Below are 21,644 nucleotides of genomic sequence, written 5' to 3'. Positions count from 1 at the left end.
CTCTTTTTAATTGGCATTTTGATAGTTCGGCAAGTCAAATTCAAAGACAGTCCCTACTCCTAACCTACTTTTTAGTTTGACTTCAGAACCGTGGAGTTCGATAATTTTTTTGACGATGGCCAAACCTAAACCAATTCCCTTTTCTTCGCCTCTTGCCGCACCTTGTTCGAGACGCTTAAAGATGCGTTGAGACTCCTGCTCTGAAATTCCTGGCCCCGCATCTTCAATTTGAATCTTCGTTGCCGTTTGACCTGTCAATACACGCAAGAACACTATTCCTCCATCTTTCGAAAATTTAAGAGCATTTTCAATAATATTCTGCAATACGCGCTCCATCAACTTGACATCCGCCATTACTGGGCTCATTACAGGAGGTATTTCGACAGCAATTTGAATATTGCGTTCCTTTGCTAGCAGGGTGTATCGTTCTTTTAAATCGTACAGCAAATCATTTATATAAAATGGTTCTGGATTCAGATGTAGTTTTTTAGCATCTAATGTAGCGTATTCAAACAGGTGGTTTACCAAATTAGTCAAGTGCAATGCACTTTTTTCAATAACTGCCATGAACTCTCTCCTATCGGCGGCCTCCATGCGTTCTTCCCGCATCGTTAAGGTCTCTACATAACCTCTTATCGCTGTTAGTGGAGTTCGTAAATCATGTGCGACATTTGCGATCAACTCTTTCCGAAATCGCATCAGTGCTTCCTTTTCTTGAATGTGATTCGCTATGGTTTGGGCCATATCGTTAAAGGTAAGGGCTAACACCGACAAATCTGACTGGGCCGCTGCAGGTATCCGACTGCACCAATGTCCTTGTCTAAATTCATTTACGTGATAGATAACTACCCGTAAGCTCTTTGTCAAAAACCACACGAGTAAACTGCCGCACAATACCGCAAAAACCATCGTAATCAAGGTTGACCTCAAACTCAATGCTACAAAATAGTCTTTAAACAAAGTCGCACAAACTTCGTGAAACTGTTGGCTTGCTAAAATAATATAGATGTATCCCTTCCGATTGTTTTTCTCGAAGGCTGCTGCCGAAAATATTTTCCGCTTGTTAGCTTCTCTTGGGTCTTCTCCTAGCACATAGCGATTTCTATTAGCCAGAAATTGTTTTACAGGTACAAGGCTTACTTTTTTCAACGGCTTGTATGGATTGCTATGATCTAGTACCACAGAATACAATATCTCACCGGTTTCGTTGAGTAAATACACTTCAATAGCTCTATTCACCGACATCATATCGTGCATAATATCATCGAACAAGGCTTTATTCACCTCTCCGTTTTCTAGAAATGGAGATGCGTCACGAAACTTTTCTTCAATAAGGTGATTGGCAACATTGATATTTAAACGCTGTGTAGTTTGACTGTAAAATCGTTCCACTAAAAAAAAGGTTAACAGCATGTACACTAAGCTCATGAATAAAATAATAACTAAAAAGGATAAACCTAGCTTAACTATTAACCTATTTGAAATGCTCTTTAGGGTTTTCATGGGAGGACGTTTTAAATTCGTCACTAAACCTATAGCCTACCCCCCATGTAGTTAATATAAATTTAGGATCTGACATATTTGATTCTAACTTTCCTCTCAATCTATTTATATGTGAATTTACAGTATGTCGGTAGCCATCAAAATCGTAGCCCCAAACCAACTCTAGTAATTTTTCTCTACTAAACACCTTTCCCGGATTCGAAGCCATTAACACCAGTAAATCAAATTCTGTAGGTGATAAATTGAGCACACGTCCTGACAAGGTTACTTTTCGCTCTTCCTTTAATATACGTAACTCATCAAACTGCAATTCATTGTGGACGAGGCCAATTTTATGAGAAGTAGCCTTCTCAAACCTCCTCGTCACCGCCTTCACACGGGCAATAAATTCACGAACACTAAAAGGTTTGGTAATATAATCGTCAGCTCCCAACTCTAAACTCAATACCTTATCGAGTTCTTCCGTCTTTGCTGTCAGCATGATTACCGGTGTCTGTTTTACCAATCTAATTTGTTTACAAACCTCTATTCCATCAAGATTTGGCAAGTTTATATCCAAAATAATGAGGTTATAGTCTTCACGCAAGGCAAAATCCAGCCCTTTATCCCCCTCTCCAACCTTTACTACTTCGTAGCTTAAGTCCTTCAAATGCAAGGCTATTAAATTGGCTATAGCCATGTCATCTTCAATAATTAGGGCTTTCTTCGACATTGGGTTGTGCAAATTTTTAGGTAACTGGGCTAACTTAAAAAAATTCGATGTGATATAAAAATGATTTTTTCGTGATACTTCTGTGATTCTTATCGGAGTTCTTTACCTCATTAAAATTCAGCTGCAGCGAATTATTTAATCTATAACACCCAACAATCATGAAAAAAACTGTAGAGACACTTCAAAACAGCCCCCATGAAGCGAGAATGCACTCCATTGCTAATTCTTTGCTAACACTTAACAAAGCTCCTATTGCACACCTTTCGACTGCAGAACAGGAACAGTTTATACAATTCGGTTTTGGCAGTGCAGAAACACCTGCCCATACCAATGTATACGAAGCCTTTGCGTATTGGTGTCAAAAAACACCGTCAGCCATTGCTGCAGAGCACCAGAACCAACAAATTAGCTATCGCGAGTTAGATAACAGAGCAACCATCATCGCCTTGTTACTGAAACAAAAAGGCATTCGTCAAGGTGACCGTATCGGTTTGTACCTTCCGCGATCCCTCCATTTTTTAACTGGTTTGATCGCTATTCTAAAACTCGGAGCAGTATACGTACCTCAAGACCCTAGAATTGTGCCTGCAAACATGTTGCGAACTATAAGTGAACTCAGCGAGCAAAAATTGATACTCACACTCGAAAGCTTTCTTGAAGATATGCCTCTCGACACGAGTATTGCCATTGACAGTACACTTGACAATCCTCTGTATCAAAATCTATACGGAAACATCAAGTTAATCAATCATCATCGTTACTCCGATCAAAGCAGTTGCTTTATCTTATTCACTTCGGGTACTACGGGAACCCCCAACGGCGTCGAAGTAACGCATCAGAACTTATGCAATATTTTATATACTTCTCCTGGTAATCTCCACATACTACCCGGAACAAAAGTAGCGCAACTGTTAAATATTTCTTTTGATATGGCTGCTTGGGAAATTTTAGGCTGCTTAGGTAATGGTGGACATTTACTCATTCGCGACAAAAGTATTGCAGCCACAGCTGAACAGGCGGAAGTTATTATTGCCACACCTACCATTTTAACAGGTATCGATAGCGATCGCTGTAAACATGTCAAAACCGTTGCAGTAGCCGGCGAGCCTTGTCCGTTAATCCTAGCAAAACAGTGGTCGGCAAAGGCAAACTTCTACAACTGCTGTGGCCCGACAGAAACCACCATCGTAAATACCATGCACCTTTGTTCTCCTTCAGAAAATGAACTCAGTATTGGCAAGCCCACTCCAAACAACAGTGTATACATACTCAACGAAGACCGAAAACCCGTTGCCATAGGTGAAGTAGGAACCATGTGGGCCGGAGGTAACTGTGTAAGCAAAGGCTACTTAAACAATCCCGAGCTGAATGATAAAAAATACGCTCCTGATCCATTCTTTTTCGGTAAGCGTACCATGTTCAATACCGGAGACCTCGGTAAATGGAACGACCACGGAGAACTCATTCATTACGGACGTATTGACGATCAAGTAAAGATCAAAGGATTCCGAGTTGAACTGGATGCCGTAACGGCCATTATAGAACGCTTTCCCGAAGTTACACGGGCGGTGAGTATGAAGTTTGGTGACGCTTTGGTAGCAGTGATTAGCCCCGTCCCGATATTCCCTGAAGAACTAACCGCTATGATTCGCGAGGAAATCCAAAAGGAACTCCCCTATTACTATGTTCCAGGACAGATGGAATTCGTAAAGGAGCTCCCCAAAACATCTCGTGGAAAAATTGACAAAAGAGCTGTAAAAACCTTTCTAAACATCCAAAACAATGAACGCTAATACCCTACCACCAAAAAAGTCCTTGCTTTACCGCCTAGGCAAGCACCCCTTGCTCATTCCCTACCATCGTCTGTTTCTGATAGTCGTCTTAATCAACAGCTATATCGCCTATCGAGGGCTCGTTGATTGGAAGTGGTTTGAGAACAATGCCTTTTCGCTAGAAGCCATCGGCAAAATAGCGCTTCTAAATTTCACCATAGGAATTATAATGCGACAGCAATACCTCATTAATATGTTGTTTGCTATTGCGACGAGTATTCCAAAATCATGGCCCCTAAGCATTCGCAGGGTCGCTGCCAAAGTGTATCATTTTGGTGGCCTACACAGCGGGAGTACTACTGTGGGAACACTTTGGTACGCAGCTTTTGTTTTTGGAGTTTACCATCAATACCTAAACGGAGCTAGTGGCATTCCTTTATCATTAGTTGTGGTAACAAGTGCAATCATAAGCTTGCTAGTTCTTATTCTCATTTTTGCCTTACCCAAAATGAGAGCGAAGCGTCATAACAGTTTTGAGATTACGCATCGAATTGGCGGATGGACAGTGTTAGCACTCTTCTGGATTCAAATGCTACTTATTGCCAACGCGAATCACCCAGGAACTCCTCTTGTATTCTTGGTAGATTTTTGGGCGCTTTGCTTAATTACCACTAGCGTTGCCCTTCCATGGTTGCGATTAAGAAAAGTAGCTATCGATATAGAACGACCGTCAAACCACGTAGCGTTGACCTCTTTTAACTATGGGGTAACACCATTTGCAGGCTCGTCAACATCCTTGAGCAGAAACCCCTTACTCGAATGGCATGCCTTTGCCAATGTACCGACACCTGATAAGGATGGGTTTCGCTTAACCATTTCAAGAGCTGGAGACTGGACAGGCAAATTTATCAATGAACGTCCCGAGAAAATATGGGTAAAAGGCATTCCTACTGCGGGTGTTGGAAACATAGACAAACTTTTTAATAAGGTTATATGGGTAGCTACCGGAAGTGGTATTGGTCCGTGTATCCCGCACTTATTGCTTAATAAAACGCCTTCAGTTTTGGTATGGGCCACCAGAAACCCAGAAAAAACCTATGGTAATGATTTACTAACTGAGATCAAGAATGTTCAACCTAATGCTGTTATCTGGGATACAGACGCTCATGGAAAACCCGATTTGGTGACCTTGGCGTATCAGGCACTCCAAGAACACCAAGCAGAGGCTGTGATATGCATATCTAACCAGAAATTAACCCAACAGGTAGTGCACCAAATGGAATACAGAGGAATTCCTGCCTACGGAGCAATCTGGGACTCTTAATAACACAACAAAAACCAACTCAAATGAATGTACTATTCGAACAAATTGGCAGAGTCATCATTGCCAAACTCAACAGGCCAAGTTCTTTAAACGCCCTCAATTCATCTACGATGTATGAACTGATTGAAGGACTAAAAAAATACGATACCAATCCTGACATTGGTTGTATCGTACTCACCGGATCGGAACGAGTTTTCTGTGCCGGTGCCGACATCAAAGAAATGTCTCAAAAAAACTTTAACGACATGTTTAACGAAGATTACTTTGGGTACTGGGAGGTCTTTGCCAAAGTCAAAACACCCATTATAGCCGCTGTTTCAGGATATGCCTTGGGAGGTGGCTGCGAACTCGCTATGATGTGTGACATTATTATCGCAACAGAAAATGCCGTATTTGGACAACCGGAAATTAAGCTTGGCGTCATCCCTGGAATCGGCGGAACCCAACGCCTGACATCTTTAGTAGGAAAGGCCAAGGCTATGGATCTTATATTATCTGGAAGAAACCTGAGTGCTCAGGAGGCCTTTGCCAGTGGGCTCGTCTCAAAAATTATTGCAGAACAGCATTTTTTGAATGAAGTTATACAATACGCTCAAGAGTTAGCCACCTATTCTAAAACGGCTTTAATAGCTGCTAAAGAAACCATCAATCAATCGCTGGAATGCAGTTTAAAAGACGGCATCGTATTCGAGAGAAGACTTTTCCATGCTCTCTTTAACACCGATGATCAAAAAGAAGGCATGACCGCCTTTTTAGAAAAACGCACTGCCACATTTAACCAACAAAAAACCGCTTAAATCAAAACACATGAAAAAATCAATCTTTATTACCATCGCACTTTTTAGTTTTCTTTCCTTAATGGGGCAAGACAACAAAACAGAGAAAAAGACCTCGAAAACCACGTTTGCCATGATGCCCATACACAACAGTGGTGCTGGCTTCAACAATGTGTTTTTAGGTTCGCATGAGCTTAATGAACGCAAAAAACTAACCTTTTACAGTGTTTTTTGGGTAAACCCTTCCTTCGGAAATCAAGGAAAAGACCTGTTTTTAGAAACTGGGATTGGACTGGGCTACTCTTTAGCAAACAACAAACTCTATTTAAATCCTAGTTTAGGTTTTGGTCATGGAAAGCTGCTGTCGGGAGCTGCTGAAACCAAAATTGGTGAAAGCCTTATCCCTAGCTTATTCATGGTTTACAACAACGGAAATTTCGAATTTGAAGGCTATACTGCCTATTATATGAGTTTGCGAGGTGAAGGAGCTTCTCAAGACCTCCTTTTAAACTGGGTTATTCCTGGAATCAAACTCAACAAACACCTATCTGTAGGCGGTTTCTACGAACATTTAGGACAAACACGAAGTGACAGTGGCGCTACGAAAACCTTGTATCAATTTTTAGGAGCCTATGTAAAAACCACCCTTAACAACGGTGTTTGGTTTCGATTTGCTGCTGGTCCTAACATTTCGAACGACAACTTAAACTCCAAAGAGTTTTACAAAATCCAAGCTTTTATTCCATTGTAACAAACACAATTGACAAAGCCGGTGAATCCGCAACAGAATTCCTTGGGTATACCCTTTGAAATTTCTAATTTTGCGTTCGAAATAAGAGATTATGCATATACTAAAACGAATAGGCTATTACTTAGTAGGTGTAGCCTTAGGATCGGTAGCGGTTCTTTTCTTCTGGAAGAACAAGAATGTTTCCTTCCCATACGGGCCCGATGCGAGAACCTTAAAGTCAATTCGTATTAAGAAACGACTGTTCTCAGAGGAAGCCTTGGCAGTTATGACTGCAAAAAAAATAGACACCGCCTATATTAGCGCAGTCTTGCTCAACGCAGATGTAGATTTTGGAAAAAGTAAACCAAGACAAAAGCCTTGTGCTGAATACCACATCACTGGTAAAGACAGTTTAAAAAACACATCGCTGTATGTAATTCGTTGCGATTCGACCGCAACCATACAACACATCACAATAGAATAAAGAAAAGACCGAGCTTAAAAGCTCGGTCTTTTTCGTTTTACAAAAGTTTTACTAATCGTACTTTTATTTTTTTCCGTTCTTGTGCCTCATTGATATATTCAATCAATACCTCCGATCCTTCTTTGCGCAAGAGTAACTCATAAGCTACTAAGTTTCTAGAATCATCGTCATTAATAGCCACAATCTCAAAGCCCTTTCGCAGTCCTTTTTTATAAACAGGAGCCTGCAAGTCCACATAGTTCACCATGATTTTTCCTTCTTTTTTTCGCAGAGAAATTCCTGACAAAGGGAAATCAAAAGCCTTCGAATACCAGCTATTTGGCTTGAGATACATGTATTGATTTTTATAATCCAATACTATGGTAAACCGCTGGATAATTTTCGCTCCCACAATCCCCATGAATCCTTTCATTGCGGTAACTCCCGCCTCGCTGTGCGAAAGTGCTATTGGCATGGCTTCAAACGCATAGGGCCCGAACTTTAATGAGTGAATTCTAATTTTTTCAGATGTCATTTCATTCCCCAAGCCTTCTGATTTTTTTACCAGGCTTCTACCCGCTTTCTTCGCGAGTTTATGAGATTTTGCAAAAGGACTATTCACCAACAAGGTCATTCCTGCACCACTGTCAAATAAAACATCTCCGTTAAATGTAAGCCCTGAGCTCAATGTAAATTCCACTGGAACCAACGGAATAGGAATGCCCTCACTAAACTTGAACTTCACCTTTTTAAACCCCGTTAGGTCCACAGCTTCGATAGTTTTATACAGTGTCAATCGACTTTGTTCGTAATCGAGTTTTGTCACGTATTTATTAAGCAAGGAATACCCTGTGATACCGTCAATTTGAACACCAAATGCCTGGTTGAGATTCGACATATCTTTTAAGACAAAAGTAGTATCATCCAAAGTAACTCCAGAAGCATAGTTCAGCGTATGCCCTGTAGCCATATGGTATACCTCACTACCCGAAGCTCCTTGAACGGCTTGTTCAAAATTACTTTTCACCCCTAATTTCTGAGCCGCTATACTGTCGAGTACATCGGCAGTAGCCCCAGTATCAAACACAAAATGCAAGGGTTTGGAGTTATCGACAGCAACTCGGATAAAAGTATGTCCGTCTTTTGTCATCTTCATCGGTAAACTCGCTACCTGCGCCACAATTCCATGGCAATACAGGAATACCGCAATAACTAATTTTGTTTTTTGCATATCACAATCTTATTAATCCATCCACAAAAAAAGTGACAAATACTGGTAGTAACCGTTATCAACTATTAATTTGTGTTAACTAGTGTTAATTACTTCTTATACTTGTCGTACAGTCCTTTTCCAGCTTTTATCAATGGAAGTACCTTTGCTAAGCGATTTAATCGTGTAGCTTCGCGTTTTGCCTCCGAGATATGCTGTGCAAATTCCCGCTGCTTTCCTGGTGTTAAGCTCATAAATGCCTGCTCCAAAGCGGCATCAGCCTTCATGGCGACTGCCAATTCTTCAGGAATACTAAGGGCCGCTGTTTTCTTCTTAGGCTTGTAGAACTTCCCTTGCTCTGCATTCATTACGGCCTCCTGTAAATAACTCTTAATTACAGGCACCAATGAAGGTTCAATTTCCGCGAGTCTCCATTGCCGAAGCGCTTGCGTTTTTCCTTCCTGTGCATTGACTAATAGCCCAGCCTCGTCCTTTAAATACACTCCGTGGTGAAACCACAAACCAACATATTCTTTAAAGGCCGCAATTCCGATGATGTTTTTCCCTTGGTAGGTATAGGTTGGAGCCTTCCATTTAAAGGTTTCTTCAACGGGCAATGCTAATAACAAAGAACGCAAGAGCTTAAGCTCTTGCGTCCATTTTTCGTGATTATCTATGTATTCTGTAACTTCTGCAATCATTAATTGGCTACTTCACTGGTAAATTTAATTCTCATAAGACGCAATTCTTCATCGTCGTAATCTCCGTCAAACTCATCCAAGGCATCTTGGATTTTATCCGTTTCAGCATCCATAAAATACTCGTGAATTTCCTCTTGTTGATCTTCGTCTAAAAGATCGTCAAGAGCATAATCAATATTCAATTTGGTTCCTGAAAACACAATAGCCTCCATCTCTTTAATCAACTCAGGCATTTCCAATCCTTTAGATTTTGCGATATCCTCTAATGGAAGTTTTCTATCGGTATTCTGAATGATGTATAGCTTTAACCCAGAGTTCACCCCTGTACTTTTCACAATCAGATCGTCAGGGCGCATGATTTCGTTTTCGTCAACATACTTACCGATCAACTTAATAAACTCCTTTCCGTATTTACGAGCTTTTCCTTCACCTACCCCGTGAACTTTTGACAATTCGTCAATAGTTATCGGATACTTTAAGGCCATATCATTAATTGATGGATCTTGAAATACGGCAAAGGGCGGTACTCCTAATTGTTTTCCGACCTTCTTTCGCAAATCTTTCAACATACTTACGAGCTTATCATCAACCCCTACTGACTTTGCCTTCGACACGGTGATAATGGTACCATCATCATCGGTAGCATAGACGTGATTCTCCGTCATCATAAAAGAATGAGGCTGCTCTAAAAAGGCTTTTCCTTTCTCTGTTAATTTAATAACACCGTACTGCTCAATTTCTTTACGAATCAAATCGGCCACGAGTACTTGTCTTATCAAGGCCATCCAATAGTGATGATTGTGCTCTTTACCAATTCCAAAAAACGATTGGCAGTTAGTTTTGTGCGACTTTAACAAGGCGTTTTCCTTACCTACCAAGGTATTTACAATCTCTTTCGGCTTGTACATTTCATTGGTGTCGCGAATCACACCGAGCAGGATTGCCACTTCATTTTGGGCTTCCATTTTTTTCTTTGGATTCCTCATATTGTCATCCATGTCTGCTCCATCACCATTTACTGCATCAAACTCTTCTCCAAAATAGTGCAGTAAATACTTACGTCTATTCATAGAGGTTTCCGCATAACCCACAACTTCTTGTAGCAAGGCGTGCCCTACTTCTTGTTCCGCTACGGGTTTGTTGGCCATAAACTTTTCGAGCTTTTCTATGTCCTTATAAGAATAGAAGGTCAAGCAATAACCTTCCCCACCATCACGACCAGCTCTTCCCGTCTCTTGGTAATAACTTTCCAAACTCTTCGGAATATCGTGGTGAATCACAAAGCGGACGTCGGGCTTATCAATCCCCATACCAAAGGCTATGGTTGCTACAACCACATCACAATCTTCCATTAAGAACATATCCTGATGCTTGGCCCTTGATTTGGCATCAAGTCCAGCGTGATAAGGAACCGCATTGATCCCGTTTACCTGCAAAATTTGTGAAACTTCTTCTACTTTCTTTCTACTCAAGCAATAAATAATACCGGATTTCCCAGTATGCTGCTTGATAAATCGAATAATATCTTTTTCTACATCCTTTGTTTTCGGGCGTACCTCGTAAAACAAGTTGGGTCTGTTAAAAGAAGCTTTGTAAACATTGGCATCTGTCATACCCAATGTTTTAAGTATATCTTCCTGTACTTTTTCGGTAGCCGTTGCGGTTAACCCAATAATAGGTACATTATCAATCTGCTTGATAATCGTTCGCAAATTTCGGTATTCAGGTCTAAAATCATGACCCCATTCTGAAATACAGTGAGCCTCATCAATGGCCACAAAGGAAATTTTTTGCGCTCTTAAAAACGCTACATACTCTTCTTTTATAAGGGATTCCGGGGCTACATATAACAATTTTGTAACACCGCTTTCTATATCCGATTTTACTTGGCTAATTTCTGTTTTGTTCAAAGAGGAATTCAAAACATGTGCAATTCCTTGGTTTTCAGAAATTCCACGAATAGCATCTACCTGATTCTTCATCAGTGCTATCAATGGTGAAACCACAATTGCTGTCCCTTCCTTCATTAAAGCGGGCAACTGATAACAAAGTGATTTACCTCCCCCAGTAGGCATTATTACAAATGTATTCTTATCATTTAAGATGCTACTTACGACATCCTCTTGCAACCCTTTGAACTGATTAAAGCCAAAAATCTTTTTTAACGATTCGTATAAATCCGACTGCTCTATATCCATCTGTTACTATCAAATTAAAAACTAAATCTAATTTATAAAAAAACTATCAATAAAAAAGTGATAAACTTTATTTTTATAAGTTTTCATACCTAAAATATTTCTATTTTTACAACTTCAATGGAACTTAAATTTTACAACTTGAAAAATTCAAGCGATATCCTTTCAACTGCTAAAGACACGATACTTTTACAAAGCAACGCAATTGCTAATTTAACAAATTTATTAGACAATTATTTCATCGATGCGGTAAACTTTATATTAAACTCATCAGGTAGAGTTATAGTTACCGGAATTGGAAAAAGCGCCAATATAGCTACCAAAATTGTAGCGACCTTAAACTCAACAGGTACGCCTGCAGTTTTTATGCATGCAGCCGATGCCATTCACGGTGATTTGGGAAATGTACAACAAAACGATACCGTGATTTGTATCTCCAAAAGTGGAAATACACCTGAAATTAAAGTACTCGTGCCGCTTATTAAAGCTTCAGGAAATAAAATAATCGCTATAACGGGTAACCCGACGTCATTTTTAGGAAGCAATGCAGACTTCGTGCTCAACTCGTATGTTGAAAAAGAAGCCTGTCCTAATAATCTGGCACCAACCACCAGTACCACGGCACAATTAGTGCTCGGTGATGCCTTGGCTGTTTGCTTGTTAGAAAAACGAGGGTTTACAAGTAATGACTTTGCCAAATACCACCCAGGAGGCGCACTTGGAAAACGTTTGTATCTCCGCGTATCGGACTTAATTAAGAACAACGAATTACCAAAAGTCACAGCAGACGCTAGCGTAAGTGATGTCATTGTTGAAATCTCAGCAAAACGCCTCGGTGTAACCGCTGTTGTGAACCAAAACAACGCCATCGAAGGAATTATTACGGATGGAGACATCCGACGTATGTTGAGCAAAACTTCGTCAATTGAAACGTTGCAAGCTCAAGACATCATGAGCTCTGCACCTAAAACGATTCACGTGGATGCCATGGCCGTAGTTGCTTTGGACACCCTTGAATCAAATAGTATCAGTCAAATTTTAGTCGTTGATGACGCTGACCAATACGTCGGTGTGGTTCATTTACACGATCTTATTAAAGAAGGAATATTTTAAATATGGCTTCAAAAGAAATGTCATTTCTAGCCCATCTTGAAGAATTAAGATGGCATATGGTCCGCAGCTTCTCAGCTGTTTTTATCGTCGCTATTGTTATTTTTGCCAACCTTACCTTTGTTTTCGAAAACGTATTGTTCGCTCATCTCAAACCCGACTTTGCTACCTATACCTTTTTTTGTGAAGTTTTTGGTGCCATCGGAGTCGATAGTGATTTCTGTACCATTAGTTTTAAACAAACCCTTCAGGCACTTAATCCTACTCAGCAATTGATGACCGCTATTTGGTCGTCACTAATTTTAGGATTCATCCTAGCCTTCCCTTATGTTTTATGGGAATTTTGGCGTTTTATAGCTCCTGGACTCACCACTAAAGAGCGCAAAAAGTCAAGAGGATTTATCTTCATTTCCTCATTGCTCTTCTTTTTAGGGATACTGTTCAGCTATTACGTAATCATACCGATGTCTGTGTATTTCTTTTACAATTTTCAAATCGCAGAAACGGTTGTTAACAACTTTAAACTAGACGCATACATCAGCCTAGTGACCAACACTTTACTTGGAATTGGCGTATTCTTTGAGTTACCCGTTCTTATTTTCTTTCTTTCGAAAATTGGTTTGGTTACCCCGCAATTTTTGCGCACTTATCGCAAACACGCCTTAGTGGTTGTCATGTTGTTATCCGCAATTATTACACCACCCGATGTAGCGAGTCAAATTATCGTATCAGTACCTATTATGATACTCTACGAAATCAGTATTCACATTTCAAAATTAGTTACTAAAAAACAAGAAAGTCACTATGTCACAAAAAGTCCAAGAGTTTAACGAATATCGCGCTAAGATGAATGAGAAAATCTTAGCCTCTGACAATAAAGTTATCAAGCGTATCTTTAACTTAGATACCAATGCCTATAGTGAAGGACACTTACCTGTTAAGACAAAAGAATTGTTGGGGTTAGTTGCTTCTGCAGTACTTCGCTGTGATGATTGTATCGCCTATCACCTTGAAACGGCCTACAAACACGGAGTTAGCAAAGAAGAGATGATGGAGACCATGTCAATAGCAACCTTAGTTGGCGGTACCATCGTTATTCCGCATTTAAGACGAGCTGTGGAATTCTGGGAAGCACTGGAAAGCCAAAACTAAAAAATCAACTAAAGAGTTTAAGTTTATTTTAAGAATAGACTTCAACTCTTTCCTTATTTTTGACGCGAGAAGTAATTATTTATGAAGTTAAGAGCACAAAACATACAAAAGTTATACGGAAGTCGTAAAGTAGTAAAGGGGATTTCTCTGGAGGTACAACAGGGAGAAATCATTGGGCTGTTAGGTCCGAATGGTGCCGGAAAAACGACCTCTTTTTATATGATTGTTGGCATGATTAAACCCAATGATGGTGCTATCTTTTTAGACGATGAAAACATCACGGATGACGCGATGTACAAGCGCGCTCAAAAAGGAATTGGCTACCTCGCACAAGAAGCCTCTGTATTCAGAAAACTCTCAGTGGAAGACAATATTATGTCGGTACTAGAATTTACGGATCGCAGTAAACAAGAACGCAAAGCTCGTTTAGAGGAGCTCATCGAAGAATTTAGCTTAGGACACGTGCGAAAAAATAGAGGTGATCTCCTTTCTGGTGGGGAACGCCGACGTACAGAAATTGCGCGATGTTTGGCTTCTGACCCAAAATTTATTTTATTAGACGAACCTTTTGCCGGTGTAGATCCCATTGCGGTAGAAGACATCCAGGGAATTGTAGCCCAATTGAAAAACAAAAACATCGGTATCTTAATTACCGACCACGATGTACAAGCCACTTTGGCAATTACGGACAGAACCTACTTAATGTACAACGGTGGGATTTTAAAAGAAGGTACACCCGAAGAACTCGCAGAAGACGAAACGGTTAGACGCGTTTACTTAGGAAAAGACTTCGAACTAAAAAAGAAGAAGTTTTAATGCAAGGAACTAAACACCAAGTACTCAATACTTTTTTTTTACTTTTTCCTTTTGTACTTCCGTTGTTAGCCAGCAGCACTCATACGGAATTGATTGAAAAAACGGTCGACATCAATGTACACGATACTTATTTCGTGATCAATTTTAGTCATCTCAGTATTTTTATGGCCTTAGTAATGGCTATCACTCCATTACTGTACTTTGTGCTAATCAACGGCAAACGAAGGTATTCAAAAGGGATATTTATGTTGCAACACAGCAGTAACTTTATCACCTTTGTACTTTATTTTGTCGGTTTGCTAGGTGTGGTTCAGGCAACGCTTCCAAGTAGAGCTTTTGTGAATACGCATCCACTATTAGACGATTTGGTAGACGTAAACGTCGTGATAACATTGGCTTTATTGGTAATCGCGGCAAATGCTCTTATACTGAGCCCTGTAGTGGTACTCATCGGCTTTTTACGCGGAAAAAAAGACTTGTAAAACTGCGCGTGCCCCTACCTTTTCCACAGTTATAAATCTTTGTAAAAATAGTGACGCGCTTGACCTGTTATTGGGAAATCGGGTACCGAACCGATACAGTGATACCCACATTTCTCATAGAATTCTTTGGCTTGAAAAGAAAAGGTATCAAGCATTACCTTGGCGGCACCGTTACTTTGGGCAAAAGCCTCAGCTCTTGCTAAAAGCGCACGGCCTACCCCTTGACCTCTCAACTCTTTGGAAACCCACAAAATGCGAATTTCCAGACCTCCATAATAGCCTATACCTCCCAAAATGCCTCCTTTTATTTCAGCATTTTCGTTTCTAACAATAAATTCAACGGGAATCCAATCCTCTTGAACTAAACGCGATTGCTGTTCTTCATTAAAGGTGTTTAAGCCACGTACCACTTTCATGGCATCTTCACGATTGCTACAAACTTCTATGTTCATGATTTGGGCGCCAACGTATTTTGAATTAACGAAATGAGTACATAGCCTAAAATAACCACTGGAACGGCAGCTACTTTTAAGAGCACTAACATCAGCACTGAGAATACTAAAAAGATGTATTTAACGAGGTTCGTTTTGATATCAAAACTTTTAAACTTCAATGAAAACAACGGTAATTCAGCATTCATCAAATAGGTTAATATCGCTGTTAAAAATAGCAACACATAAGAATTGCTTAACAGTTCTCGTATCGAAACGAGCTCGGTGTAATCTAAAATTAGCGGTAAAGACACCACTAACAAACTAACGGCCGGGGTTGGCACGCCTATAAAGCTCTCCGACTGGCGCTCATCGATATTAAATTTTGCCAATCGATACCCGGCTCCTAAGGTGATTATCAACCCGAGGTAAGGAATATTACTCCCTGTTGCACCGTAAGGGTCTACACCGAAATACCCAACAGGATCCTTATCTAAAGCCATAGCTAATAGCTGCATCATCACAATTCCAGGTACTACACCACTCGTAACCATATCAGCCAAAGAATCGAGCTGTTTTCCGAGCTCTCCTTGCACTTTTAACATACGAGCAGCAAATCCGTCAAAAAAATCAAAAACTATCCCTAAAACAACTAAAAATGCAGTAGCAGTAAAGTCTCCTTTCACGGCAAATATAACTGCCAGTGTTCCACACAGTAAGTTCGCCAAAGTAATGGCATTGGGTATAATTTTTTTGATATTCATAGGTTCTATAGATTTACAAGCGAAAATAAGAAATCATTTTATCCAGTTTTAATTTTTCATCTTTTTTTGTCATATTTGTTTAAAATAGCTAGCTGTATTATGCCGATACTCACGAGTACTTTTAACCCTTCGTTTCCGTTCAAAAACGCTCATTTCAACACGATATATCGACCGTTGTTTATGAAAAATGACATCGATTATGAGCGCGAACGCGTAAAAACTTGGGATGCCGATTTTATCGATTTGGATTTTTCAAGGGTGGGTAGTAAAAACGCAGTACTACTCATTCACGGTTTAGAAGGAAGTGCACAATCAAATTATATGGTTACGACTTCGTTACAACTCAACCAGGCTGGTTTTGATACCTGCTGTATGAACCTCAGGGGTTGCAGCGGAGAAGACAATCTGATTTTGGGAACCTATCACAGCGGTAAAACCGATGATGTTGACTTTATCATACAGCACCTCTATAAAAATCACACATACGACAAGATCGTGATTGTCGGTTTTAGCTTAGGAGGCAATCTTACCTTAAAATATTTAGGAGAATACAGCAACATTCCTGACTTTGTCAAAGGAGCCGTAGCCGTATCTGTCCCGGTAGACCTAACTTCCTCGCAGGCAGAACTGTCAAAACTCAAAAACAAACTCTATTTGAATGAGTTTTTGAAGACGATGAAAGAAAAGCTCATTCGAAAAGCAGAAAAATTCCCTGACTTTGTATTGGACCGTGAATTACTGGCCAAGGCTACGCGATTCAAACATATAGAAAAGCAATATACCGTACCTGTATTTGGCTTTAAGAGTTCAGAAGATTATTGGGAAAAAGCCAGCTCTCGGCCTTTTATCCCTTATATCAAACACCCTACCCTACTCATAAACTCGCTCGATGACAGCTTTTTATCAGACGCTTGTTACCCAAGACAGGAAGCAGCTAGGCAAGATAATTTTTACCTCTTAACCCCCAACTACGGTGGTCATGTTGGTTTTTTATCATCGTTCTCTCAGCACAACAACGATTGGCTTGAGAGCAGAATCCTAAAATTCATACACGAACGCATACTTCCAGAAGCAACCCCTCTGTAACAATAAGTCTCTTTTAATAAAGTTATATTGGTAGTAATTTAAGATATTTGTAATCTTTAGCATGAACACCTTGAAAACAATACTATATTTCGCTCTCGTTGGCTTCTGTTTACAGGCACAAGCTCAATTTCGTAATTATTCCAACGAATTTTTAAATATCGGAGTCGATGCAGCTGCCTTAGGGATGAGTAAATCCGTAGTAGCGACCACGAACGATGTCAATGCGAGTTATTGGAACCCTGCTGGATTAGTTGCTGTGGAAGATTACCAAGGGTCTCTAATGCACGCTTCGTATTTTGCCGGAATTGCCAGCTATAACTTTGCTGGATTCGCGATGCCTGTCGATCAAAAGAGTGCAGTTGGACTCTCCCTAATCAGATTTGGGGTCGATGATATACTCAACACTACACAGCTCATCGATAGCCAAGGAAATATAGATTACAATCGGATTAGCCTTTTTTCTGCTGCGGATTATGCCTTTAATGTTGCCTATGCTCGCAAATTAATATTGGACGGATTTCAGATTGGAGTAAATGCCAAAATTGTAAGGAGGATTATCGGTGATTTTGCGACTTCATGGGGATTCGGCTTTGATGCTGGAATTCAGTTTGAACGCAATCGTTGGAAGTTTGGCCTTTTGGTAAGAGACATTACGACTACCTATAATACTTGGACTATTAATCAAGCTGCTTTTGATCAAATTAAAAATGCCGTTCCTGGCCAGAATCAAGAACTGCCAGAAACCACAGAAATCACCAAACCCAAAGTGCAGCTAGGAGTAGCGAGAACTTTTGCGATAGGACGTTTTTTTCACCTGCTTACGGAATTTGACTTGCAAATGCGCTTTGCCCAAACCAACGACCTTATCAGCACCAGTGCTTTTAGTATAGCCCCTTCCTTAGGAATGCAGTTAGACTACGAAAACATGGCTTTTTTGCGTCTCGGTGTTGGAAATGTTCAACAAACAAAAGAATTTGACGGAAGTAACTCCGTTAGTATACAACCTAATTTGGGAATTGGATTCAAATACCGCGGTATTCAAGTTGATTACGCACTGACCAATATCGGAAGTGTCGGGAATGCTTTGTACTCCAATATTTTTTCACTCAAATTTGACTTTAGCTATTTTAGACACTAATGAAACGCGCACTAACCACTCTTTGTTTACTTATCATCTATTTTTCCAACGCTTTTAGCAGCCATGCCCAGCATATTCAACTGAGCGACCGTGCCGCTATCAGTGTCATTACCTATGGTCCTGGAAATGCACTATACGAAAAATTCGGACACACAGCAATTCGTGTTAGAGACACGAAACAAGACATAGATTGGGTATATAATTACGGTATTTTCGATTTTAACGAAGCTAATTTTTATGTAAATTTTGTTCGCGGCTATATGAAGTACCGCCTTGCGGTATATCCCTTTCCTCCTACTTTACACAGTTATAATAGAGATGAACGTTGGGTTAAAGAACAAATTTTAAATCTGAATACTACCCAAAAACAAGCTTTTTTTAACTTGCTTTCAGAAAATGCCAAGCCTGAAAACCGCTCGTATTTTTACGACCCCTATTTTAATAACTGTTCTACAAAACCGAGGGATCTTATAGAGCAGGTTATCGGAAAACCGCTGACACTCGATTCTACAACTCCAAGTTTGAGTTTACGACAATTGATGAATCGCGAGATTCACCCAAATACCTGGGGAAGCGTTGGTATCAATATCGCCTTGGGTAATACATTGGACGGACAAATTAGCCCTCGTGATTACTTGTACCTACCTGATTACGTGTTTGAGTCACTCGCTCAAACTGAGATTCAACAAGGCGCAAATAAGGAACCTCTCGTTGTCAAAACACTCACGATTTTACCACATAAAACCAAAGAAGTTCAAAGCGATGGTTGGAGTTCTCCACTGGTATTCATCGGTCTGTTCAGTCTATTTATCACGTGGACAAGTTTCCGCGACTACCAACGAAAGCGCCGTTCAAAATGGCTTGATATCACGCTATTTGTAGGTACGGGAATCTTTGGTGTACTACTCGTATTTTTATGGTTTTTCACCAATCACAGTACAGCTCCGAATAACTTTAATACCTTATGGGCTTTTGCTCCCAATCTAATTATCGCCTTTTATATTGGCAAAAAAAATACACCCAAGTGGCTTGCCACTTACAGTGTAGTTTTACTGTGCTTATTAGCTTTCATTCCCCTTGTCTGGGCTTTAAACTGGCAGCAATTTGCCTACCCCTTAACGAGTTTGTTTGTTGCTTTATCAGTCCGTTATACCTTTCTTTGGTACGCTATAAAAAACTTTGAATAGCTAATTCGTAGCTCTGCATCCCAAATCCAGTGATAATCCCTTTGGTGTGGGCTGCTAAATAACTTTTGTGTCGAAAAGATTCACGAGCGTATACGTTTGAGATATGCACTTCAACTACTGGAGTACTTATAGCCCTCACGGCATCAGCAATGGCTACTGAGGTATGCGTATAGGCAGCGGCATTCATAACAATCCCATCCGCGGTGAATCCTATTTCGTGCAGTTTATCAACGAGATCACCTTCGTGATTGGATTGATAGTAACGAAGTGCTACTTCGCTTCCGTATTTTTCTCTCAAATGTTCATAATAACTTTCAAAGCTATCACTACCGTAGACTCCTGGTTCTCTTTTTCCCAACAAGTTTAAATTGGGACCGTTTATGATTACAATTTGTTTCATCGAATTCTATTAATAACTGCGCAGGATACACCCCAAGAACGCAAATACGTGGTGAAAATAAAAAAAACCGCAGTCTAAGACAACGGTTTTTTAACATATCGTACGATTTTTGATACTTATCTTCTACTATAATTCGGAGCTTCTTTGGTAATTGCTACGTCATGAGGGTGGCTCTCATTAATTCCTGAAGCCGTAATACGAACAAACTTTCCGGTTTCTTTTAGGGTTTCAATGTCTTTTGCACCGCAATAGCCCATACCCGCTCTTAAACCACCTACAAACTGATGAATACTCTCTAACAACTCTCCTTTGTATGGAACTCTACCCACAATTCCTTCCGGAACTAACTTTTTGATATCGTCTTCCACATCTTGAAAATACCTGTCTTTTGAACCTTGTTTCATAGCCTCAACAGATCCCATTCCGCGGTACGACTTAAACTTTCTACCTTCGAAAATAATGGTTTCTCCTGGCGATTCTTTGGTTCCTGCTAGTAACGATCCCAACATCACACAGTCCGCACCTGCAGCAATAGCCTTAGGAATATCACCTGTGTATCGGATACCACCATCAGCAATTACAGGAACTCCTGATCCTTTGATGGCAGCAGCAACTTCTAATACTGCTGAAAACTGAGGAAATCCAACTCCTGCTACTACACGTGTCGTACAGATAGAACCAGGACCAATACCCACTTTAACCGCATCAGCACCAGCTGCTACTAAGTACCTTGCCGCCTCTGGTGTAGCAATATTTCCAACTACGACATCCAATTCGGCAAATTTGCTTTTTACTTCTTTTAAAACGTTCACTACTCCTTGGGTATGTCCGTGTGCGGTATCGATGATCACGGCATCCACACCAGCATTAACCAAGGCCTCTGCGCGTTCCAATACGTCGCCGGTTACTCCTAAAGCAGCAGCTACGCGTAAGCGTCCGTACTTATCTTTATTTGCTATTGGCTTTTGGGTAGTTTTGGTAATATCTCTAAACGTGATTAACCCCACGAGTGTATCGCCGTTTACTACCGGTAATTTCTCAATTTTATTTTTTTGTAAAATAACTTCGGCTTCCTTTAATGAAGTGCCCTCCGCTACGGTAATTAAATTTTCAGAAGTCATTACTTCTACTATAGCACGATCGTTGTTCTTTTCGAAACGCAAATCTCTATTGGTAACAATTCCTTTTAACTGACCTGAAGCATCCACTACCGGAATTCCTCCAATTTTGTGATCACGCATCGCCTTTTTCGCATCCATCACCACAGCGTCCATCGGCAAGGTAATAGGGTCGATAATCATCCCACTCTCTGCTCTTTTAACTTTGCGAACTTCCTGCGCTTGTTTTTCAATAGACATGTTTTTGTGCAACACACCAATTCCTCCTTCACGAGCCATCGCAATTGCCATTGCAGATTCCGTAACGGTATCCATCGCTGCCGATACTATCGGTACGTTAATGGTTATGTTCTTGGTAAATTTAGTTTGGATGCTTACTTCTCTAGGAAGTACTTCAGAATAGGCAGGAACTAATAAAACATCGTCATATGTTAATCCTTCACCTACAAATTTAGATTGATGCGCGTTCATATATGTAATCAATTTTGCTCTCTAGGGAGCGTTGTGTTGTTAAAAATTAATTACGTGCAAATATACTATAAAAAAAGTTATCATCAAGATTAAGCTTAAGTTA

General features: G+C 40.2%; 22 protein-coding genes. 13 read left to right on the top strand and 9 right to left on the bottom strand.

The genetic code is table 11. The features are described from left to right. Positions 1-6: 6 nt before the first annotated feature. Both ACKTS5_RS09010 and ACKTS5_RS09005 read right to left on the bottom strand, forming a co-directional pair. Positions 7-1,428 (bottom strand): sensor histidine kinase, encoded by a 1,422-nt coding sequence (locus tag ACKTS5_RS09010; RefSeq protein WP_408043539.1) that lies wholly within the window; start codon positions 1,426-1,428, stop codon positions 7-9. Positions 1,429-1,474: 46 nt separating this feature from the next. After that, positions 1,475-2,215, bottom strand: coding sequence for a winged helix-turn-helix domain-containing protein (locus tag ACKTS5_RS09005; RefSeq protein ID WP_408043538.1), 741 nt, complete (start codon positions 2,213-2,215; stop codon positions 1,475-1,477). Positions 2,216-2,373: 158 nt separating this feature from the next. On the opposite strand from ACKTS5_RS09005, the gene ACKTS5_RS09000 reads away from it, so the two are divergent. The 5 genes from ACKTS5_RS09000 (at position 2,374) to ACKTS5_RS08980 (ending at position 7,301) form a co-directional block, all read left to right on the top strand. Then, the gene (locus tag ACKTS5_RS09000; RefSeq protein WP_408043537.1) at positions 2,374-4,008 is read left to right on the top strand and encodes an AMP-binding protein; all 1,635 of its coding nucleotides are present in this window, start codon (positions 2,374-2,376) and stop codon (positions 4,006-4,008) included. Next, positions 3,998-5,311 (top strand): ferredoxin reductase domain-containing protein, encoded by a 1,314-nt coding sequence (locus ACKTS5_RS08995; RefSeq protein WP_408043536.1) that lies wholly within the window; start codon positions 3,998-4,000, stop codon positions 5,309-5,311. Before ACKTS5_RS09000 ends, ACKTS5_RS08995 begins: the two co-directional genes overlap by 11 nt. A 23-nt stretch (positions 5,312-5,334) precedes the next feature. Next, positions 5,335-6,108: an enoyl-CoA hydratase-related protein gene (locus ACKTS5_RS08990; protein ID WP_408043535.1), complete on the top strand. Its 774-nt coding sequence runs from the start codon at positions 5,335-5,337 to the stop codon at positions 6,106-6,108. Between the two features lie 10 nt (positions 6,109-6,118). Beyond that, positions 6,119-6,838, top strand: a complete 720-nt coding sequence (locus ACKTS5_RS08985; protein WP_408043534.1) for a DUF6733 family protein — start codon at positions 6,119-6,121, stop codon at positions 6,836-6,838. 91 nt (positions 6,839-6,929) lie between these two features. Beyond that, positions 6,930-7,301: a DUF4258 domain-containing protein gene (locus tag ACKTS5_RS08980; protein WP_408043533.1), complete on the top strand. Its 372-nt coding sequence runs from the start codon at positions 6,930-6,932 to the stop codon at positions 7,299-7,301. Positions 7,302-7,338: 37 nt separating this feature from the next. Here the strand turns inward: ACKTS5_RS08980 and ACKTS5_RS08975 are convergent, their stop codons facing one another. From ACKTS5_RS08975 to ACKTS5_RS08965, 3 genes are all read right to left on the bottom strand, one after another. Further along, positions 7,339-8,511, bottom strand: a complete 1,173-nt coding sequence (locus ACKTS5_RS08975) for an aspartyl protease family protein (RefSeq protein ID WP_408043532.1) — start codon at positions 8,509-8,511, stop codon at positions 7,339-7,341. A gap of 89 nt (positions 8,512-8,600) precedes the next feature. Next, positions 8,601-9,191, bottom strand: a complete 591-nt coding sequence (locus tag ACKTS5_RS08970) for a YdeI/OmpD-associated family protein (protein WP_408043531.1) — start codon at positions 9,189-9,191, stop codon at positions 8,601-8,603. Further along, on the bottom strand, positions 9,191-11,389 hold the full coding sequence (locus ACKTS5_RS08965; protein WP_408043530.1) for a RecQ family ATP-dependent DNA helicase: 2,199 nt from the start codon (positions 11,387-11,389) through the stop codon (positions 9,191-9,193). The genes ACKTS5_RS08970 and ACKTS5_RS08965 overlap by 1 nt, the downstream gene beginning before the upstream one ends. Positions 11,390-11,527: 138 nt before the next feature. Here ACKTS5_RS08965 and ACKTS5_RS08960 point away from each other — a divergent pair, with 138 nt between their 5' ends. From ACKTS5_RS08960 to ACKTS5_RS08940, 5 genes are all read left to right on the top strand, one after another. Next, on the top strand, positions 11,528-12,499 hold the full coding sequence (locus ACKTS5_RS08960; protein WP_408043529.1) for a KpsF/GutQ family sugar-phosphate isomerase: 972 nt from the start codon (positions 11,528-11,530) through the stop codon (positions 12,497-12,499). Between the two features lie 2 nt (positions 12,500-12,501). Continuing rightward, positions 12,502-13,326 (top strand): twin-arginine translocase subunit TatC, encoded by an 825-nt coding sequence (gene tatC / locus ACKTS5_RS08955; protein ID WP_408043528.1) that lies wholly within the window; start codon positions 12,502-12,504, stop codon positions 13,324-13,326. Further along, a complete protein-coding gene (locus ACKTS5_RS08950; protein ID WP_408043527.1) occupies positions 13,301-13,648 on the top strand; it encodes a carboxymuconolactone decarboxylase family protein in 348 nt (115 codons plus the stop codon). Before tatC ends, ACKTS5_RS08950 begins: the two co-directional genes overlap by 26 nt. An 81-nt stretch (positions 13,649-13,729) precedes the next feature. Continuing rightward, a complete protein-coding gene (gene lptB, locus ACKTS5_RS08945; RefSeq protein ID WP_408043526.1) occupies positions 13,730-14,464 on the top strand; it encodes an LPS export ABC transporter ATP-binding protein in 735 nt (244 codons plus the stop codon). Next, complete coding sequence (locus ACKTS5_RS08940) at positions 14,464-14,946, top strand: cbb3-type cytochrome c oxidase subunit I (protein WP_408043525.1); 483 nt, start codon at positions 14,464-14,466, stop codon at positions 14,944-14,946. The genes lptB and ACKTS5_RS08940 overlap by 1 nt, the downstream gene beginning before the upstream one ends. A gap of 29 nt (positions 14,947-14,975) precedes the next feature. On the opposite strand, the gene ACKTS5_RS08935 is transcribed toward ACKTS5_RS08940, so the two are convergent. Further along, positions 14,976-15,398, bottom strand: coding sequence for a GNAT family N-acetyltransferase (locus tag ACKTS5_RS08935; protein WP_408043524.1), 423 nt, complete (start codon positions 15,396-15,398; stop codon positions 14,976-14,978). Beyond that, entirely contained in the window at positions 15,395-16,141 is a 747-nt protein-coding gene (locus tag ACKTS5_RS08930; RefSeq protein WP_408043523.1) for a CDP-alcohol phosphatidyltransferase family protein, read from the bottom strand. The genes ACKTS5_RS08935 and ACKTS5_RS08930 overlap by 4 nt, the downstream gene beginning before the upstream one ends. 99 nt (positions 16,142-16,240) lie before the next feature. On the opposite strand from ACKTS5_RS08930, the gene ACKTS5_RS08925 reads away from it, so the two are divergent. From ACKTS5_RS08925 to ACKTS5_RS08915, 3 genes are all read left to right on the top strand, one after another. Then, complete coding sequence (locus ACKTS5_RS08925) at positions 16,241-17,227, top strand: YheT family hydrolase (protein ID WP_408043522.1); 987 nt, start codon at positions 16,241-16,243, stop codon at positions 17,225-17,227. Between the two features lie 61 nt (positions 17,228-17,288). After that, positions 17,289-18,365, top strand: coding sequence for a putative type IX sorting system protein PorV2 (locus tag ACKTS5_RS08920; RefSeq protein ID WP_408043521.1), 1,077 nt, complete (start codon positions 17,289-17,291; stop codon positions 18,363-18,365). Beyond that, positions 18,365-19,552, top strand: a complete 1,188-nt coding sequence (locus ACKTS5_RS08915) for an Lnb N-terminal periplasmic domain-containing protein (protein WP_408043520.1) — start codon at positions 18,365-18,367, stop codon at positions 19,550-19,552. Before ACKTS5_RS08920 ends, ACKTS5_RS08915 begins: the two co-directional genes overlap by 1 nt. Here ACKTS5_RS08915 and aroQ read toward each other — a convergent pair. Both aroQ and guaB read right to left on the bottom strand, forming a co-directional pair. Then, the gene (aroQ, locus tag ACKTS5_RS08910; RefSeq protein ID WP_408043519.1) at positions 19,533-19,952 is read right to left on the bottom strand and encodes a type II 3-dehydroquinate dehydratase; all 420 of its coding nucleotides are present in this window, start codon (positions 19,950-19,952) and stop codon (positions 19,533-19,535) included. The two genes, ACKTS5_RS08915 and aroQ, sit on opposite strands and share 20 nt — an antisense overlap. Before the next feature lie 116 nt (positions 19,953-20,068). Further along, entirely contained in the window at positions 20,069-21,541 is a 1,473-nt protein-coding gene (gene guaB / locus ACKTS5_RS08905) for an IMP dehydrogenase (RefSeq protein WP_408043518.1), read from the bottom strand. Positions 21,542-21,644: the final 103 nt, after the last annotated feature.

The organism is Tenacibaculum litopenaei (assembly GCF_964514025.1).
In the GTDB taxonomy this organism is placed as follows: Bacteria; Bacteroidota; Bacteroidia; order Flavobacteriales; family Flavobacteriaceae; genus Polaribacter; species Polaribacter litopenaei.
The sequence above is the reverse complement of the archived record's forward strand: the minus strand, read 5'-3'. Positions and strand labels throughout refer to the sequence as shown.